17 protein-coding genes and 3 tRNA genes are annotated in these 17,093 nt (G+C 56.6%); 19 read left to right on the top strand and 1 reads right to left on the bottom strand.

What is annotated here, in order from left to right; all coding sequences use genetic code 11:
- Positions 1-82: 82 nt before the first annotated feature.
- The 12 genes from kdsA (at position 83) to HMPREF9166_RS05590 (ending at position 12,010) form a co-directional block, all read left to right on the top strand.
- On the top strand, positions 83-910 hold the full coding sequence (kdsA, locus tag HMPREF9166_RS05645; RefSeq protein WP_039981088.1) for a 3-deoxy-8-phosphooctulonate synthase: 828 nt from the start codon (positions 83-85) through the stop codon (positions 908-910).
- Between the two features lie 9 nt (positions 911-919).
- Positions 920-1,900, top strand: coding sequence for an SIS domain-containing protein (locus tag HMPREF9166_RS05640; protein WP_009753020.1), 981 nt, complete (start codon positions 920-922; stop codon positions 1,898-1,900).
- A complete protein-coding gene (locus tag HMPREF9166_RS05635; protein WP_009753019.1) occupies positions 1,900-2,457 on the top strand; it encodes an HAD family hydrolase in 558 nt (185 codons plus the stop codon). Before HMPREF9166_RS05640 ends, HMPREF9166_RS05635 begins: the two co-directional genes overlap by 1 nt.
- Before the next feature lie 17 nt (positions 2,458-2,474).
- Positions 2,475-3,392 carry a lysophospholipid acyltransferase family protein gene (locus HMPREF9166_RS05630; RefSeq protein ID WP_009753018.1) on the top strand — a complete coding sequence of 306 codons (918 nt, stop codon included), beginning with the start codon at positions 2,475-2,477 and terminating at the stop codon, positions 3,390-3,392.
- Positions 3,389-3,937: an LPS export ABC transporter periplasmic protein LptC gene (gene lptC / locus HMPREF9166_RS05625; protein ID WP_009753017.1), complete on the top strand. Its 549-nt coding sequence runs from the start codon at positions 3,389-3,391 to the stop codon at positions 3,935-3,937. Before HMPREF9166_RS05630 ends, lptC begins: the two co-directional genes overlap by 4 nt.
- A complete protein-coding gene (locus HMPREF9166_RS05620; protein ID WP_009753016.1) occupies positions 3,934-4,629 on the top strand; it encodes an LptA/OstA family protein in 696 nt (231 codons plus the stop codon). Before lptC ends, HMPREF9166_RS05620 begins: the two co-directional genes overlap by 4 nt.
- A gap of 12 nt (positions 4,630-4,641) precedes the next feature.
- Complete coding sequence (gene lptB, locus HMPREF9166_RS05615; RefSeq protein ID WP_009753015.1) at positions 4,642-5,361, top strand: LPS export ABC transporter ATP-binding protein; 720 nt, start codon at positions 4,642-4,644, stop codon at positions 5,359-5,361.
- 139 nt (positions 5,362-5,500) lie between these two features.
- A complete protein-coding gene (locus HMPREF9166_RS05610) occupies positions 5,501-6,556 on the top strand; it encodes an extracellular solute-binding protein (protein ID WP_009753014.1) in 1,056 nt (351 codons plus the stop codon).
- Between the two features lie 79 nt (positions 6,557-6,635).
- Positions 6,636-7,736: an ABC transporter ATP-binding protein gene (locus HMPREF9166_RS05605; RefSeq protein ID WP_006690158.1), complete on the top strand. Its 1,101-nt coding sequence runs from the start codon at positions 6,636-6,638 to the stop codon at positions 7,734-7,736.
- Positions 7,733-9,397, top strand: coding sequence for an iron ABC transporter permease (locus HMPREF9166_RS05600; RefSeq protein ID WP_009753013.1), 1,665 nt, complete (start codon positions 7,733-7,735; stop codon positions 9,395-9,397). Before HMPREF9166_RS05605 ends, HMPREF9166_RS05600 begins: the two co-directional genes overlap by 4 nt.
- 131 nt (positions 9,398-9,528) lie before the next feature.
- Complete coding sequence (locus HMPREF9166_RS05595) at positions 9,529-11,232, top strand: sensor histidine kinase (protein ID WP_254655009.1); 1,704 nt, start codon at positions 9,529-9,531, stop codon at positions 11,230-11,232.
- Positions 11,225-12,010: a response regulator gene (locus HMPREF9166_RS05590; protein WP_009753011.1), complete on the top strand. Its 786-nt coding sequence runs from the start codon at positions 11,225-11,227 to the stop codon at positions 12,008-12,010. The genes HMPREF9166_RS05595 and HMPREF9166_RS05590 overlap by 8 nt, the downstream gene beginning before the upstream one ends.
- A 43-nt stretch (positions 12,011-12,053) precedes the next feature.
- Here the strand turns inward: HMPREF9166_RS05590 and HMPREF9166_RS05585 are convergent, their stop codons facing one another.
- Positions 12,054-12,383, bottom strand: coding sequence for a hypothetical protein (locus HMPREF9166_RS05585; RefSeq protein WP_006690154.1), 330 nt, complete (start codon positions 12,381-12,383; stop codon positions 12,054-12,056).
- Between the two features lie 180 nt (positions 12,384-12,563).
- Between HMPREF9166_RS05585 and HMPREF9166_RS05580 the strand changes: the two genes are divergently transcribed.
- From HMPREF9166_RS05580 to HMPREF9166_RS05550, 7 genes are all read left to right on the top strand, one after another.
- The gene (locus tag HMPREF9166_RS05580) at positions 12,564-14,282 is read left to right on the top strand and encodes a methyl-accepting chemotaxis protein (RefSeq protein WP_009753010.1); all 1,719 of its coding nucleotides are present in this window, start codon (positions 12,564-12,566) and stop codon (positions 14,280-14,282) included.
- A 94-nt stretch (positions 14,283-14,376) separates the two neighbouring features.
- Entirely contained in the window at positions 14,377-14,673 is a 297-nt protein-coding gene (locus tag HMPREF9166_RS05575) for a nucleotidyltransferase family protein (RefSeq protein ID WP_009753009.1), read from the top strand.
- A complete protein-coding gene (locus tag HMPREF9166_RS05570) occupies positions 14,657-14,908 on the top strand; it encodes a DUF86 domain-containing protein (RefSeq protein ID WP_009753008.1) in 252 nt (83 codons plus the stop codon). Before HMPREF9166_RS05575 ends, HMPREF9166_RS05570 begins: the two co-directional genes overlap by 17 nt.
- A 219-nt stretch (positions 14,909-15,127) precedes the next feature.
- Positions 15,128-15,202 (top strand) — tRNA-Gly (locus tag HMPREF9166_RS05565).
- Positions 15,203-15,206: 4 nt separating this feature from the next.
- Positions 15,207-15,281: transfer RNA gene (locus tag HMPREF9166_RS05560), tRNA-Gly, on the top strand.
- A gap of 113 nt (positions 15,282-15,394) precedes the next feature.
- Positions 15,395-15,471, top strand: a tRNA-Ile gene (locus tag HMPREF9166_RS05555).
- Between the two features lie 387 nt (positions 15,472-15,858).
- Positions 15,859-17,091, top strand: coding sequence for an HD domain-containing protein (locus HMPREF9166_RS05550; RefSeq protein ID WP_009753007.1), 1,233 nt, complete (start codon positions 15,859-15,861; stop codon positions 17,089-17,091).
- Positions 17,092-17,093 lie beyond the last annotated feature (2 nt).

Below are 17,093 nucleotides of genomic sequence, written 5' to 3'. Positions count from 1 at the left end.
GATTCCCCAGGAAACTCTGGTAGAATGCAGATGCAGCACGAGCGTATGGCGGTGCGCACAGCAGTTGAAAGGAGCTATGAACATGAACAAAGTGAAGCTGGCGAATTTTGAGATTGGCGGCGGCGAGCCGCTCGTCCTTCTCGCGGGGCCATGCGTCCTGGAAGGGCTGGAACGCTCACTCATGATCGGACGCGGCATCAAAGAGATCACAGACCGGCTCGGCATCCCCTACGTGTTCAAGGCATCCTTTGACAAGGCAAATCGCTCCGCCTATCACAGTTTTCGTGGGCCGGGGCTCACGGACGGGTTGAAGATGCTGGGGCAGATCAAGAAGGAACTCGGAGTTCCCGTTGTGACCGATATCCATGAGTCGTGTCAGGCGGAACCGGCGGCGAAGGTCGTGGACATCCTCCAGATCCCCGCCTTTCTCTCGCGCCAGACCGATCTGCTGCACGCGGCAGCACAGACGGGTGCGGTCGTCAATGTGAAGAAGGGGCAGTTCCTCGCGCCGAACGATATGCGCAACGTCGTGGACAAGATCCACGAGAGCGGCAGCGAGCGCATCCTGCTGACAGAGCGCGGGGCGAGCTTCGGCTACAACAATCTCGTCGTCGATATGCGTGCGCTGCCCATCATGCGCAGCTTTGGCTACCCCGTGATCTTTGACGGAACGCACAGCGTACAGCTGCCGGGCGGCGCGGGGACGAGCTCCTCGGGGCAGCGCGAGTTCGTGGAGTATCTCGTGCGCGCTGCTGTTGGCGCGGGGGTCGATGGACTCTTTCTCGAGGTACATGACAATCCCGCCGAGGCACTTTCGGATGGGGCGAACATGGTCTATCTGGACAAACTCGAAGAGCTGCTGAAGGATGCCCTCGCCATCTATGAGGTCGTGCGTAAAAAGCTGAACTAGGAGAACGCTATGCAAGAGAGTACCATCCGACAGAAGGCAGTTGAGACGCTGAAACTGGAGGCAGACGCCGTCGCGCGTCTCACGGATCGCGTTGATGATGACTTTGAGGCAGCAGCAGAGGCGATCCTTGCATGCAAGGGGCGCGTCGTCGTGACAGGCATGGGAAAATCTGGTCACGTCGGACGAAAGATCGCGGCGACACTTGCGAGTACGGGAACGCCCGCCTTCTTCATGCATCCAGCGGAGGCGTTCCACGGGGATCTCGGCATGGTGACGGCGGATGACATCGTGATCGCCATCTCGAACAGCGGTGAGTCGAACGAAGTCGTCAACATTTTGTCGATTATCCATCGCATCGGCGCGCGCATCGTCGCTATGAGTGGGCGGCGAAAGTCCCAGCTCGGCCGCAGTGCGGACTTTTACATTGACATCGGTGTCGAACGCGAGGCGTGTCCTTTGGGGCTCGCACCGACCGCATCGACGACGGCGACGCTTGCGATGGGGGATGCACTCGCAATGGCACTCATGGCGGCACGGGACTTCAAGAAGGAGGACTATGCGCTCTTTCATCCGGGTGGTGCGCTCGGGCGCAAGCTCCTGCTCACCGTGGCGAACGTCATGCATACGGGCGATGAGAATCCCGTCGTGCCGTATCATACGACGGCAAAGGATGCGCTCTTTGTCATGACGGACAAGGGGCTCGGCGCGGTCTCCGTAGTGGATGCGGACGGCAAGTTCATCGGGCTTGTCACGGACGGCATCATCCGCCGCGCGCTCGCGAAGGACTACACGTTCCTCGACAAGGACGTGGAGAGCATCATGTTCGCCACGCCGCTCACGATTGCACCGGACAAGATGGCGGCGGCGGCACTCTCCGTCATGGAAAAGCATCAGCCGCGCCCCGTCACAGTGCTGCCTGTCATTGACGATGCGGGTGTTCCCGTGGGAATTGTTCATCTGACGGATCTCTTGCGGCAGGGGGTGGTCTGATGCCGATACGAGAAGACGCGATTGCGCGTGCAAAGAAGATAAAATGTGTGATTCTCGATGTGGACGGTGTGCTGACGGACGGAGGGATCTACGTCGCACCAGACGGAAGCGAGCTATTTAAGCCGTTCTTTGCCCGTGACGGGCTTGCGATCACGCGTGCCCGCAAGGTGGAACTGAAAACGGCGATCATTACGGGGCGCGCCTCGCCCATCGTCGCGAATCGTGCGAAAGAACTGCATATTGACCTCGTCTATCAGGGACGCCTCGATAAGCGCGAGGCGTATGCGGACATCAAGGCTCAGACAGGGCTCTCCGATGAGGCGTTTGCCTATGTCGGAGATGATCTCGTCGATCTGCCGATCCTGCGCCAGGTCGGTCTGCCCTGTGCCGTCGGGGACGCCGTCCCCGAGGTCAAGGAGATCGCACAGATCATCGCCGTGCAGCCCGGCGGACGCGGTGCGGTGCGCGAAGTCTATGAGATCATTTTGAAGACACAGGGGCTGTGGGATTGTGTTCTTGCAGGCTTTTATGAGGACGTTGATGGACTAGCACAGTAGAAAGAGGAGGTGTGGTCATGCTCTATCGCACGCTGATGTTGATGAGCCGCGTTGCCTGCCACACGCCGCGTCCCATTCTGCTGGCACTCGGCTGGGTGCTCGGTAACCTCTACTACCTCATCATCGCCAAGATGCGGCGGCGGGCCGTCGCGCACATGATGCCCGCGCTCGGTATCGACGAGGCAGCGGCGAAAAAGCTTGTACGTGCCTCCTTTATCAATATGGCGCGAAATTTTCTCGATATTCTTGCGATGCCCATGCTGAACGAGCGCAATTTCAGAGACTACATCGAGATCGACCATCTTGAGCGCATGAAGGCGGCACTCGCCGAGGGACATGGCGTCGTCGTCCTCACGGGCCATATCGGCTGCTGGGAATGGCTCTCGGCAGCATTTACGCTGAATGGGATGCCCGTCAGTGCGATTGCCAAGCCACAGCCGAACATCCAGTATACGCGTGTGCTCGACGATCTGCGTGCAACGATTCACGTGGAGATCTTCTCGCGCGGAACGAGTGAGCTGATCACGGCGGCGCGTGCGCTGAAGCGCGGCAAACTGCTCGGCTTTCTTGCCGATCAGGACGGCGGCCCCGGCGGTGCCTTCATCGAGTTTCTCGGACGCACGGCATCGACCCCGCTCGGACCGGCGGTCTTTTCCCGCAAATTCCGATCCCCCGTCGTGCCCGCATTCATCCTGCGCCAGCCGAATGGAAAGCATAAAGTCATTGTCGGGGAGATCATGCGCTGCCCGAATACGGGGGATAGTGACCGCGATCTCCATGAGTTTACCGTGCAGATGACCGCCATCGTCGAGCGGATCATCCGCGAGAATCCGACGCAGTGGATCTGGTTTCAAAAGCGATGGAATACGTCTCCAGAGGAGCAGAAGACAGGAAAGCATCATGTGTCGGCAGGGCAGGAGGAGAAGGTCGGATGACACGGAATAAAATCATCGGCGGCGTTCTGGCGGCTGCCTTCCTCGGGCTTGTCCTCTGGGCTGTGCTTTCCGTGCCGAAGCCGCCCGAACAGACGGATGAACAGCAGGGACCGCGCATCATGTCCTATGAGGACAACACGCTCCATGAGGAGCAGGATGGGCGCACGGTCTGGACGCTTACCGCACAGAATATGAGTGTGGATATCGATACGCAGGACACGACAATGAAGGGGATCGAGGGAACCTTCTACAGCGAGGACGGGAATACACTCTCGCTGAAAGCCGATACGGGGCACATGGACAGCACGACGCGTGACGTTGTCCTCACAGGCGGCATATATGCCGAGACCAGCAACGGAATCACCCTGCGCGCGAACGCCCTGCACTGGACCGCCGCGAAAAAAGAGCTGGCAGCGGAGGGGAGCGCCGTCCTCACACGTGATGATCTGTGCGCGAGCGGGGATCGTATTACGAGCGCGGATGAATTTGAGAAATTTGCCATCGAGGGGAATGCGCACATTATTAAGGGGAGGGACGTAAAATGACGAAGAGGACTATTTGCCGCGGGGGACTGCTCCTGCTTGCGGCAGGCGCGGTCTGCACGACAGGACTGGCGGCACCGCAGAACGCAGATCCGACGAATCTCACGGCGGATCGTCTGACTTACGATACGCGAACGGGCGTGGTCACCGCCGAAGGCGGCGTACACGTGGATCAGGGCACGGGGAACATCGAGGGTGCACGTGCTACCTACAACACAAAGACGCAGGAGGGCACCATTGAGGGAAATGTTCGCGCACAGCGTGAGGACATGAACCTCTCCTGCGATCGCCTCCTTGCCGCAGGGCAGGAGCATTGGCAGGCGAGCGGCAGCGTCCACATGGCAAAGGCAGGCCGCACCTTTACGGGTCCTCTGGTGGACTATTATCCCGCACAGGATGATCACATTGTCGCCTCCTCGGGCGGGACGATCACGAGCCCCGACGGTACACTCTCAGCGGATCATCTTGAGGGATGGCTGAAGCAGAGCCGCTTTACGGGGATCGGAAACGCGCATGTCACGAGTCCCGCGCGTGATCTTGAGGGCGGCGGCGACCGCATGGACTACTATGGTAATGACCCAAGACCCTACGTCGAGCTGGATGGGAATGCGTGGGTATATCAGGGCAACAATACAGCGCGCAGCAATCACATGACCGTCTACCTCGCCGATGACGGCACCGCTGTGACCCAGTGAGGAGCGAGTGCAATGCATCTTGAATCCCGCAGTCTCATCAAGAAGTTCGGCAGCCGTACCGTGGTCGACCGCATCTCTGTGTGCATCGACAAGGGCGAGATCGTCGGACTCCTCGGACCGAACGGCGCCGGCAAGACGACGACGTTCTACATGATCGTCGGTCTGGAGAAGCCGACGCACGGAGATGTCTATCTCTCCGATATCTGCATCACGGACTATCCTATGTACCGCCGTGCCGAACTCGGCATCAGCTACCTCACGCAGGAGCCGTCCATCTTTCGTAAGCTCACTGTCACGGAGAACATTGCCGCTATCTTGGAGACAACAAAGCTCTCGGCAGCGGAGCAGAAACACAAGCTGGATGCCCTGCTCGAGGAGTTCCACATCGGACACGTCCGCGACCGCCGCGGAACGGAGCTCTCGGGCGGCGAACGGCGGCGCGTCGAGATCGCGCGCTGCCTTGCGCTCGAACCGCAGTTCATCCTGCTCGACGAGCCGTTCGCGGGCGTCGACCCGCTTGCCGTTGCGGACATTCAGGAGATCATCGAATATCTGCGCCAGCGCGGCATGGGGATCCTCATCACCGACCACAATGTCCGTGAGACGCTCCACATCGTCGACCGTGTCTACCTCCTCAGCGAGGGAAAGCTCCTCCTCGAAGGCAACAGCAAGACCATCGCCGAGAGCCCTATTGCACGTAAATTCTATCTCGGAGAGAATTTTAGTTTGTAAAAAACAACCAATCTGTGTATGCAGGTTGGTTGTTTTGTTTCGTATTTTGGATAGTGTTTTTGTTTTGTGGATATACAAATTCGTAGAATATGATAAAATCATAATTAACAGAATTTTACTGCTGTAAGGAGGAAGAAGAATGAAACGGATGAAGAAGTGGCTGTCCGTCTTGGCGGTGGCTGCAGTCGCGGGAACGATGCTTGCAGGCTGTGGTGGCGGCACGGACAAGAAGGCGGCAGGCGGCGAGGAGGAGAAGGTGCTCACGGTCTATACAGCACGCAGTGAGAGCCTAAATAATCTCGTCATCCCAAATTTTGAAAAGGACACGGGCATCAAGGTCAATGTCATTGTTGCAGGGACGGGACCGCTCCTCAAGCGCGTGGCTTCGGAGAAGGGGAACCCACAGGGGGATATTCTCTGGGCATCGGATCAGATGACGCTCGAGTCGCAGAAGGATCTCTTTATGGAGTATGTCTCCCCTGAGGATGCGAATATGATGGAGGCGTTTCGCAATAAGACGGGATACTTCTCTCCTGCCTTTGCCGATCCGACCGTCATGATCGTTAATAAGAACCTGGCGGGAGATATGAAGATCGACAGCTTTGAGGATCTTCTCAATCCTGCCTTGAAGGGGAAGATCGCCTTCGGTGATCCAGCAGCATCGAATTCGGCATTGCAGTCACTGATCGCCATGCTCTATGCCAAGGGGACGAACGGTGACCCCATGTCGGATACAGCATGGGCATACGTCGATCAGTTCATCGCAAATCTCGACGGTAAGATACTGAACAGTTCGGGCGGCGTCCACAAGGGTGTGGCGGACGGTGAGTATACGGTTGGTCTCACGTGGGAGGATCCTGCGGCAACCTATGTGAAAAATGGTGCTCCTGTGCGTGTGGTCTTCCCCAAGGAAGGTGCGATCTTCCCCGGTGAGTCAGTACAGATCATCAAGGACTGCAAGCATCCGGAAAATGCGAAGAAGTTCGTTGACTATATGCTCTCGCAGAAAATTCAGGAAGCAGCCGGCAAGGAGCTGACGGTGCGCCCCCTGCGCAAGGATGTGCCGCTCGCATCTTATATGACGCCGATGAAGGACATTGCACTCTTCCCGAACTATGACGAGGGATGGGTAGCACAGCATAAGAATGAGATCGTTGCAATGTGGAATAAGCATCTCGAGAATTTCAAACAGTAGCAGACAGCCTGACAGGAGCGACTTGCTGCCGCCGCAAGGCGTGTGCAATTCGCTTTTTTCGGGAAAGGGGGGAAACACGGTGAGTGTATCCATTCATATTGACAATGTCGTAAAAAAATATAGTGATCACACCGTCATCGACGGGCTGTCTCTCGATGTTCGGCCGGGTGAATTCTTTACACTGCTCGGACCATCAGGCTGCGGAAAGACGACGCTGCTCCGCATGATTATTGGCTTCAATTCGATTGAGGGCGGTGAAATACGGATCGGCGACCGTCGCATCAACGATGTCCCGCCGAATCAGCGCAACATGGGAATGGTGTTTCAGAACTACGCCATCTTCCCGCACATGTCAGTGCGCGATAATGTCGCATTTGGTCTGAAGATGCGCGGTGTCAGCGCAGAGGAGATCGACCGCCGCGTCGACGAGATCCTTCGTGTGGTGAAGATCGATGCACTGCGTGACCGTATGCCGACGGCGCTCTCAGGGGGGCAGCAGCAGCGTGTCGCGCTCGCACGTGCCATTGTCATCGCACCAGAGGTTCTGCTCATGGATGAGCCGCTCTCCAATCTCGATGCGAAGCTGCGTGTGGAGATGCGCAACGCGATTAAGCAGATCCAGCGGCAGATCGACATAACGACCGTTTATGTTACACACGATCAGGAGGAAGCGCTTGCCGTCTCCGACCGTATCGCGGTCATGGAGGGCGGCGTTGTCCGCCAGATCGGCAGCCCGCAGCAGATCTACCGCCGTCCTGCCGATGTCTTTGTCTCGACCTTCATCGGCCTCTCGAATCTCTTTGACGGGGTCGTGCGGTCAGAGGCCGACCGCAAGTCAGTTGAGCTTCTGCCGGACTACCGCGTGCCAATGCAGAATCTTGCCGCTGAGGCGTTTGACGGACAAGCGGTGGTCGTCTCCGTTCGCCCGGAGGAATTTATCATAACGGAGGGCGAGGGGGATGGCATCCCCGCTGTTGTAAAGAGCAGTGTATTCCTTGGCCTGACAACACACTATTTTCTCGAAACGGCGCAGGGGCGGGCAGTCGAAGCGATCCGCGGTCAGGAAGACGGTGCCTTGCTCGCCGACGGCACACGCGTTACGCTGCGCGTCAAGGCGGAGCGCATCAATGTTTTCCGCGCTGATGCGGAGACGACGTTGATCGAAGGTGATCTGTCATGAAGGGCGGCGCGGGAAAAAATCTATCGGTATGGTCGATCCTCAGTATTCTCATCCTCGCAGCATTTGGCATCTTCGTCCTCTATCCGCTTGTGCTTGTCCTCTATAAGAGTTTCGTCGATCCAGTCTCCGGCGGGGTGACATGGGACTACTTTGCACGGTTCTTCACCAAGCGATTCTATTGGGAGACGATGGTGAACAGCCTCTGTGTCACGGTCTGCGCGACGCTGCTCTCGGCAGCACTCGGTCTGCCCATGGCATATTTGATGCGCAGTGTGAAAATACGTGGGAGCAGTTTTCTCAACATTCTCATCGTCATCTCCTATCTTTCGCCGCCGTTCATCGGCGCATACGCATGGATTCAGCTGCTCGGGCGCAATGGTGTCATAACGCAGCTGGTGAACAGTGCCTTCGGTCTTTCCTTTGACGGTGTGTACGGCTTTGCGGGGATCCTGCTCGTCTTTACGCTGCAGTCTTTCCCTCTCGTCTATATCTATGTCTCGGGCGCGCTGAAGAATATGGACAACTCGCTGAATGAGGCGGCGGAGAGCCTCGGCTGCGGTCGCATCGGGCGGATTCGCCGCATTATCGTGCCGCTCGTGATGCCGACGCTGCTCGCAAGCTCACTGCTCGTCTTTATGCGCGTCTTTGCCGACTTTGGTACGCCTATGCTGATCGGCGAGGGCTACAAGACGATGCCTGTCCTCGTCTATACACAGTTCATGGGAGAGGTCGGCGGCGACGATGGATTCGCCGCGGCGATCTGCGTCATCATGATCGGACTGACCCTTGCCATGTTCTTCGCTCAGCGGATACTGGCACGGCGGAGTACCTATGCCATGACGGCACTCAAGCCGATGAGTGCAGAGCGTGCGGCGGGGCTGCGCAATATCGCCGCCCATGGCTTTGCCTATCTTGTAACAGGGCTTGCGATCCTGCCGCAGGTCGTCGTGATCTATACGTCGTTCCTCCGCAGCAACGGCGGGCAGGTGTTTACGGGCGGCTATGCGCTGCAGAGCTATGAGGCGACGCTCTTTGCGAAGGATAACGATGCGGTGCTGAACACCTATCTGCTTGGGATACTCAGCATTGCCGTCGTTGTCGTGATCGGTGTTCTCGTCGCCTATCTGAGCATGCGTAAGAGAAATGCGGTCAACAATGCGCTCGATACGATTACGATGTTTCCCTTTATCATCCCGGGCTCGGTGCTCGGCATTGCCTTCCTCTTCGCGTTCAACAGTCCGCCGATTGTCATCAGCGGGACAATGCTCATCATGATCATCGCGTTCAGTGTACGACGGATGCCGTATACGGTGCGATCGAGTGCTGCTGCCCTCGGACAGATCAGCCCGAGCATCGAGGAGGCGGCGGTGTCGCTCGGCGCATCGGAGATGACGACGTTCGCGCGCGTGACCGTTCCAATGATGCTTCCGGGGGTCTGTGCGGGTGCGATCATGAGCTGGGTGACGATCATCAGTGAGCTGAGCTCGTCGATTATCCTCTATACTAATGCCAATCAAACACTGACTGTCTCGATCTATACGGAGGTCATACGCGGCAATTATGGGAATGCCTCCGCCTATGCGACCATCCTCACGGTCACGTCCATCCTCTCCCTGCTGCTCTTTTACAAAGTGACAGGGCGGCGCGATATCAGTATCTGATCCACTCTTTCTGATCGTGCCGGTCAGACGCCGGTGATACGATTGAAAACGAGAGCGTTGCATTTGCAGTGCTCTCGTTTTATAATATTTCGGAAAGGCTGATAATATTGGAGGAGAAGGTGGGAGGATCTGTGGCACAGTCGGTTCGCTTTCGTGCGTATATCCGCCGCCTTTTCATGCGTTCCATCCTTGCCTTTATTGCACTGATGCTCGTCAGCTATGCTGTGTTTGTCGTTTTATACTATGAAGTCTGCGTTGTTCGTGAGACGGAGCAGGAATGCGCGGCGATCGCAGCGGTGGCGGATGCCGAGTGGCAGCGTTATGATGCGGGGGTACAAAGCCTTGCCCGCATGGAGGATGTACGCGGTGCATTGGATGGGCAGACAGTTACGGAGGCATACCGCCGTCTCTATGCATTCTCGTTCGCAGGCCCTTTGCGCGCCGATTTTGCCTTGCTGCGGGAGGACGGGACAGTATGCGCGTCGAATCTTTACGCGGTAAACAGTGACAGTTTTGCCCGTCATGATGGTATCCGCAGGGAACTGTTGCGTTTGAACCGGACGCCGGATGCAGCAGTGAGCAGCACGGTACTTTTGCCGCTTGCCTACGATCAGGGGGCAGTGTATGCCTTTTCTGCTGTTGTGCCTGGCGAGGACGGCGGAACGGCAGGCTATCTCGTCTTTGCCCTGCGGACCGAGGCGTTCCATGCACTCGCCATACGCGGCGGCGCCGACCAGGTTGTACTGATGGACCCATTTGACCATGTGATTTTCGCAACGGATCGCCTGACAGAAAAGACGCTTGGAAAGTTTACGGCATCGGTGGAGGAGAGCGGCAGAACGGAAATAGATGGGCAGCCTGCCTATGCCGCTGTGCAGTCCTGTGCGCAGGGGCGTGTGCGCGTTGTCACGATGACCTCGCTCTTGCGGCAGCAGCAGCTTGCCGCGACGGGGGCAGTCTTTCTGCTCACGCTCAGTGTGTTGCTCCTTCTCTCCATGCCGGTGCTCACGCGCAGGGTGACGGAGCGCAGCCTGCGCTCTGTCGACGGGCTTCTGCGTGCAGTACGTGCGTGTCGGGACGGCGATATGGGACCGCAGGATCTGCCGCAGAGCTTCTATGAGTTTGACGTCCTCTATGCAGACTATAATGCGATGCTTGCGCGCATCCGACGTCTGCTCGCACGCAATGCAGAGCTCGCCGAGCGCAAGCGCCGTATGGAGGTACGTCAGCTTAAGGGACAGTTCAATCCACATTTTGTCTTTAACGTAATGGAGGCACTGCGCTATGAGATCCTCATCGATCCAAAGCGCGCCTCAGAGATGGTTGTCGCCTTTGCCCGCCTGATGCGCTACGGCATTCGTGCGAGCGGGGACATGGCAGAGCTTGCCGTGGACATCCGCTATGTGGAGGATTATCTGACCCTCCAGAAGATGCGCTACGGCGATCGGCTGACCTACGATATTGTGCTCCCTGCGCAGCTGCGCAGCTGCCGTGTGCCAAAGCTGCTCCTTCAGCCGATCGTTGAAAACAGCATTGTCCATGGACTGGAGCAGACGCGTGAACTGCGCCTGCGCGTCGAGTGCCGCGCGGAACAGGGAGATCTGCTGCTGTGCGTGATAGACGACGGTCCAGGCATGACCTCGGCAAAGTATACAGAGATCTGCGCCATGTTCGCGTCGGCGTCGGCCGAGCCGGAACACATCGGCCTCTACAACGTGCATCGGGTGCTCCGCCTGCTTTACGGCGGTGCCTATGGCGTGACGATTGCGGAGTATAGAAACGGGCTGAAGGTCATCCTGCGGATGCCGCTGCAGCAGGGGGAAGAACATGGATAAAGTTTTGCTCGTTGAGGATGAAGATATCATTCGTCGCGGACTCCTCTATGCGGTGGATTGGCTGAAGGAGGACTGTGTGGTTGTCGGCGAGGCAATGGACGGCATAGACGGACTGAAAAAAATCGATACACTCCGTCCGGATATTGTTATCACTGATGTGAAGATGCCGTACCTCGATGGGCTCGGGATGCTCGAGCAGAGCCGAGATCGCGGCTATGAGGCGATCATTCTTTCGGGGTACGATGAATTCAGCTATGCCAAACGCGCAATCTCTCTCGATGTCGCGGAATACCTGCTGAAGCCCGTGGACTTCGATGCGCTTCATGAGAGCCTTGTACGTGCGAAGGAACGCCTGCGGAGGAGGGCAGAGACACGGCGGCTGGCGCAGGAACATGCCGCATCTGCACCAGTGGAGATTTTTCCCTCGGCGGGGGCACCGGTCGGCAAATATACGGGAAAACTCCTGCGCCGCATTCGCGTGGACTATGCAGAACGACTGTCGCTGCGGGATATTTCCGTCGAGTACGGTGTGTCCGAGACATATCTGCAGAAGTGTTTCAAACAGGATACGAAGTACACCTTTAACGATTTCCTCAACCGCTACCGCATTCTGCGGGCGGCGGAATATCTTCGTGCGGGAGACGGGCGAATCTATGAGATCGGTGCACGCGTCGGGTTTCAGGACTATAAGTACTTTACGCTCGTGTTCAAGAAATACATGAACTGCACACCGGGACAATTTCGCACGCGAAGCGAACGGGATGCGGCAGATGAATAGAAAAAGCCCCGACCCAGTGCAGGGCGGGGCTTTCGCATCGGTTCTATGCGATGTAGCGATAGTAGGCATCCAGCAGAAACAGTGCGCCTGCGATGCCGATGGTGACCATGCTGCCGCGTGTGACGAGCATCATCTGTGTCTCAGTGAGGCGATCTGCCGCATGGCGGCGCGTGTATGTTAGCCCGAGTGAAAGCGTCAGCAGGATGTACATGGTGATCGTCAGCGTATCAAGAGTGTCCCATGCCGCGATGACGAGGATTACGGACATCGCCATCAGAATGAGGAGAACGTAGTCCTTGCCCGGCGGACGCTGTTGTTTTTCTTCCTGTTGCGGCGCTGTCTTGCTTTGCAGCTTTTTTAACATTTTTGCCATAAGTATTCGTCCTCTTGTCTATTTATTTGCTGTAATAATGTTAGTATATCATAGAAAAATCTTTATTGCCATATGGTAATTCGGCAGGGATGATGCTATAATGAAAATCATCTGAGGAAGACCGTATCATTGGACACGGGGAGATGAGCCCTGTGCGGGTTTTGTGGAGGGGTTTGAGAAATGTCAGTAGCAAAGAAAATTGTGCTGAGCATCGGATTCCTGGTGGTTATGTTTGCTGCCTACGGATTCTATGCGAATCATTCAAGCAGTACGCTGAATGAAAATACGGTCAGCGTATTCAAGTGGGCGCATGTTATCAATGTGGGCAGCCAGGTGCAGGCTCTCTCGGCCGACGGGCGTGAGTATGAGCTGATGCGCATTATGGCGCCGAACGAAGCAGAGCGTTCCCGTGCGGAAGGGCTCATATCCCAACTCACACCGAAGCTGAATAAGGCGTACGAAGAGTATGAGCAGGCCATCCAGGAGGCACCATTCTCTAACGAGTCGGATCGTTCACAGAAACTGGCACGTCTCAATAAGCTGAAAGAAGAGCGCAAGGCGTATGCCGATGTGCGTCAGCGTGCGACGGATCTTATGGATGCAGGCGATCATGATGCGGCAATCACTTTGGCTCTCAATGATCAGTCTGATGTTTATAAACGTATGACCGAACTCTTAGAGGAGGACAAGGCGGACAGCGTACGTCTCGCGCGCGCGGAGATGGCGTACAGTGAGGATGTTTTCTCAGGGGTTAAGACGACGACACTGATTGCGCTCGTGATCGTTGTTATCCTGTCGATTATTACCCTCGTCCTGCTCCTTCGCAGCATCAAGAGGTCGGTCGATACGATTCTGGATGGGGCACGTCATATTGCCGGCGGCGATCTTCGTTCGAAGATCGAGCTGGACGGCGATGATGAATTTGCACATATTGCACATCAGTTTAATACGATGGTCGAGAGCATGCAGAAGATGATCCGCAAGATCAAGACAACGGCAACGGATGTGGCAGGCTCCTCCGAGGAACTGACGGCGAATGCAAACCAGTCGGCACAGGTGACGCAGAGCGTGGCGCAGTCCATCACGGAGGTTGCCGAGGCGGCAGAGAAACAGGTGGACATTGTCCACAAGAGCAATGAGACGATTGAAGAGTTCCAGAAGGGCCTCGAAGAGGCAATTACCAATCAGCGTCATGCACGTGAGCAGACACAGGCGACGGCAGAGAAGGCGGCAGAGGGAAATGCCTTTGTCCAGTCGACCGTCGAGCAGATGAACTCCATTGCACAGACGGTTCAGCAGACGAGTGAGATCGTCAGCAAGCTAGGTGAGCGTTCAAAGGAGATCGGCAACATCGTCGAAATCATCTCGAATATCTCGGGACAGACAAACTTGCTTGCTCTCAATGCGGCGATTGAAGCGGCACGTGCCGGCGAGCATGGGCGCGGGTTCGCAGTCGTCGCCGAGGAGGTGCGCAAGCTCGCCGAGGAGTCGCAGAACGCATCGCAGAAGATCTCTGAGCTCATCCAAAGCATTCAAGATGAGACGGACCAGGCAGTCGCCTCGATGGAGGAAGGACGCCGTGAGGCCGAAAAGGGCAAGGAGAACGTCACGGCAACGGGCGAGAGCTTCTCCGAGATCCTGAAGATGGTGGAGGATGTCAAGAAGGCTTCGCTTGCGGTCAGCAAGCGTGTGCTCGAACTGCGTGAGAATATGGGCTCGATTGTCGACGGCATGGGCGAGGTGGATAATTCTGCCAAGGACATTGGCAGTGAGTCGCAGAATGTATCCGCCGCGACGGAGGAACAGGCAGCCGGCATGGAGGAGATCGCTTCCTCGAGCCGCAGCCTTGCCAACATGGCAAACGATCTGCAGACGGAGACGGACAAGTTCAAGGTGTAAATGGATGAAGGGAATCCGCGCTGAAAATCAGCGCGGATTTTTCTTGTCGATTTTCCTGTTGTATGGCATACTATCAGTATAGCGGAGGTGTGCTATGGACTCTGTTGCTGAGATTAAGAAAAAGATTGATCCCGTGTGTCGCCGTTATAGCGTAGATAAGGTGTTTCTTTTCGGGTCACACGCGCGTGGCGAGGCGACGGAACAGAGTGACATTGATTTACGTGTCGACTTGGGGGACATGTTGAGAGGGCTGGATGTCGCCGGCTTTTATGCGGATGTGGAGGATGCACTTGGCAGACGGGTTGATATTATGACAACGCGACAGCTTTCTAAAAAATTTTTACAGAGCATTCGCAGTGAAGAGGTTCAGGTCTATGGTCATTCGGGATAAGGATCTCCAACGTATTTATCATGTGCTCCTCTACTGTGTACGCATTCGCATCGCTCTGCAGAAGATCGGGCAGGATTACGATGCCTTTATCTCCGCCGATAAGTTTGTGGAGAGGGATGCCGTGTGCTTTTATCTCCTGCAGATGGGTGAGATGACGAGGTCTCTGACGGAACCCTTCAAAGAACGGTATAACGAGCTCCCATGGAAACAGATGCGTGGGTTGCGGCATAACTAGGGGCATGTAGACTTTGAGATCATATGGAGTATTGTACAGGAAGACATTCCGCTTCTCGAGAAGTCGCTACGTGCCATCTTGGAGCAGGAAATATCAGGCTTTGAAACACTTTTCATGGAAGAGCTGCGCGAGGAAGATTTATTGCGCTAAAATTCCTCCTTGACAGAAATCCTGTCTCTTGTTAGAATAGTATCCGTTGATTGACAGCACTGTCAGGATGCGGAAGTAGCTCAGTGGTAGAGCACCACCTTGCCAAGGTGGGGGTCGCGAGTTCGAGCCTCGTTTTCCGCTCCATTCCGCGGAAGTAGCTCAGTGGTAGAGCACCACCTTGCCAAGGTGGGGGTCGCGAGTTCGAGCCTCGTTTTCCGCTCCATCGTTTTTTATACCTGCGCTCTGCGCAGGTTTTTTTGAAAGTGAAGCGCAGAAGCTCTTGGGAGATCGCTGATGGAAGCAGTGTTTCCCGGACGGTATGCTCCACTTTGTTTGGGGCCTATAGCTCAGTTGGTTAGAGCAACCGGCTCATAACCGGTCGGTCCTTGGTTCAAGTCCAAGTGGGCCCACCAATCGACATGAGTGCATCACACAGGGAATCGCTGATACGATGAAGTCCGTCAGATTGGTTCAGATTTTTGTTCGGTCAAGAAGACGAATCGGACGCATAGCAAGAGCTATGTGGAGGATTTGTCGATAAAGACCGCGCGAAAAGATGTGCCAAGGCGGAGCCTCGCGTGTATCCGTACTTCTCTAAGTGGTGCTTTTTATTTTAGGAATCACTGATAAAATGAGGCCTGCCAGATTGGCGCAGATTTTTTCGTCCGAACGAGGTGGAAAACCGGACGCAGAGTGGTGCTCTGTGGAGGATTTTCCGCCGAAGTGCGGGCAAAAAAGATGCGTCAAGATGGTTGTACCGAATTTATCAGTGCTTCCTTTATGTGCGAGGAGGTGAACGCATGACAGAGGGGGCGTTCGTGGCGGAGTTGCGCGGCGCAGGAGCGCATGTTTTCCGCGTTGGCGGCTGTGTCCGTGATGCCGTCCGCGGTGTGCCGCCGAAGGATGTGGACTATGTTGTCACGGGGCTGACGGAAGCGGAGTTCTGTGTGCTTTTCCCGCGGGCGGAGAAGATCGGCAAGGGGTTTCCCGTCTATCATGTGCGCATTGGCGGCGTGCGTTCCGAGGTCGCCTTTGCACGCAGAGAGCGCAAGACGGGGGCGGGGTACCGCGGCTTTGACGTGACGTTTGATCCGACCGTGACCATCGAAGAGGATCTCTATCGCCGCGATACGACGATGAATGCGATGGCGGTGGAGCTGCCGGCGGGCACACTGCTCGATCCCTACGGCGGACAGGCAGATCTTGCGGCTGGGATCATCCGTGCCGTATCGCCGCATTTCTTAGAGGATCCCGTGCGTGCCCTGCGTGCGGCACGGCAGGCGGCGGAGTTCGGGTACACGGTGGAGGAGAAGACGCTGGCTCTGATGCGGGCCTGTGCGGAGGAGCTGCAGCATGAACCGTCTGAGCGTCTGATGGGGGAGCTGCGGCGCGCACTGATGACGCCGCGCCCCTCGGTGTTCTTCCGCGTGCTGCGTGCGGCCGATCTCCTCACAGTGACGTTCCCCGAGGTTGCGGCACTCATCGGGCAGACGCAGCCGACGGAGTTTCATCCCGAGGGCGATGCCTATGCTCATACGATGGCGATGCTCGATGTTGTCGCGGAGAGGTCAGACAATATCATCGTTCGTTTCGCTGCGCTTGCGCATGATCTTGGCAAGGGGAGGACGCCGCAGGAGATGCTGCCGCATCACTACAGGCATGAAGAAACAGGGCTTGAGGCACTCGCATCATGGAATCAACGCATGACACTTCCCCATGATTGGAAAAAGGCGGCGGCGTTTGTGATCCGTCAGCACATGCGTGCGCCGCGCCTGACGCATCCCGGAAAGATCGTGGATCTCCTGTTTGGAATTGAATCATCAGGGCTCTCTGTCACGGACTTTAACGTTGTGATTCGTGCCGATCACGGCAGTCTGCCGCGGTATCTCCGCTGCGGAGAGGCATATCTTGCAGCGATGCGCACGGTTACGGGGCGTGACGCGCCGCCTGCATTGCGCGGTGCGGAAATTGGTGCATGGCTGCGTACGGCGCACATCGCCATCCTGAAAAAACTCTTGTTGGAGAAGGAATAAGC

The sequence above is a fragment of the Selenomonas sp. oral taxon 149 str. 67H29BP genome, from assembly GCF_000146365.1.
Lineage (GTDB): Bacteria > Bacillota > Negativicutes > Selenomonadales > Selenomonadaceae > Centipeda > Centipeda felix.
Note: the sequence above shows the minus strand (reverse complement) of the source record. Positions and strands in the feature narration are given on the sequence as shown.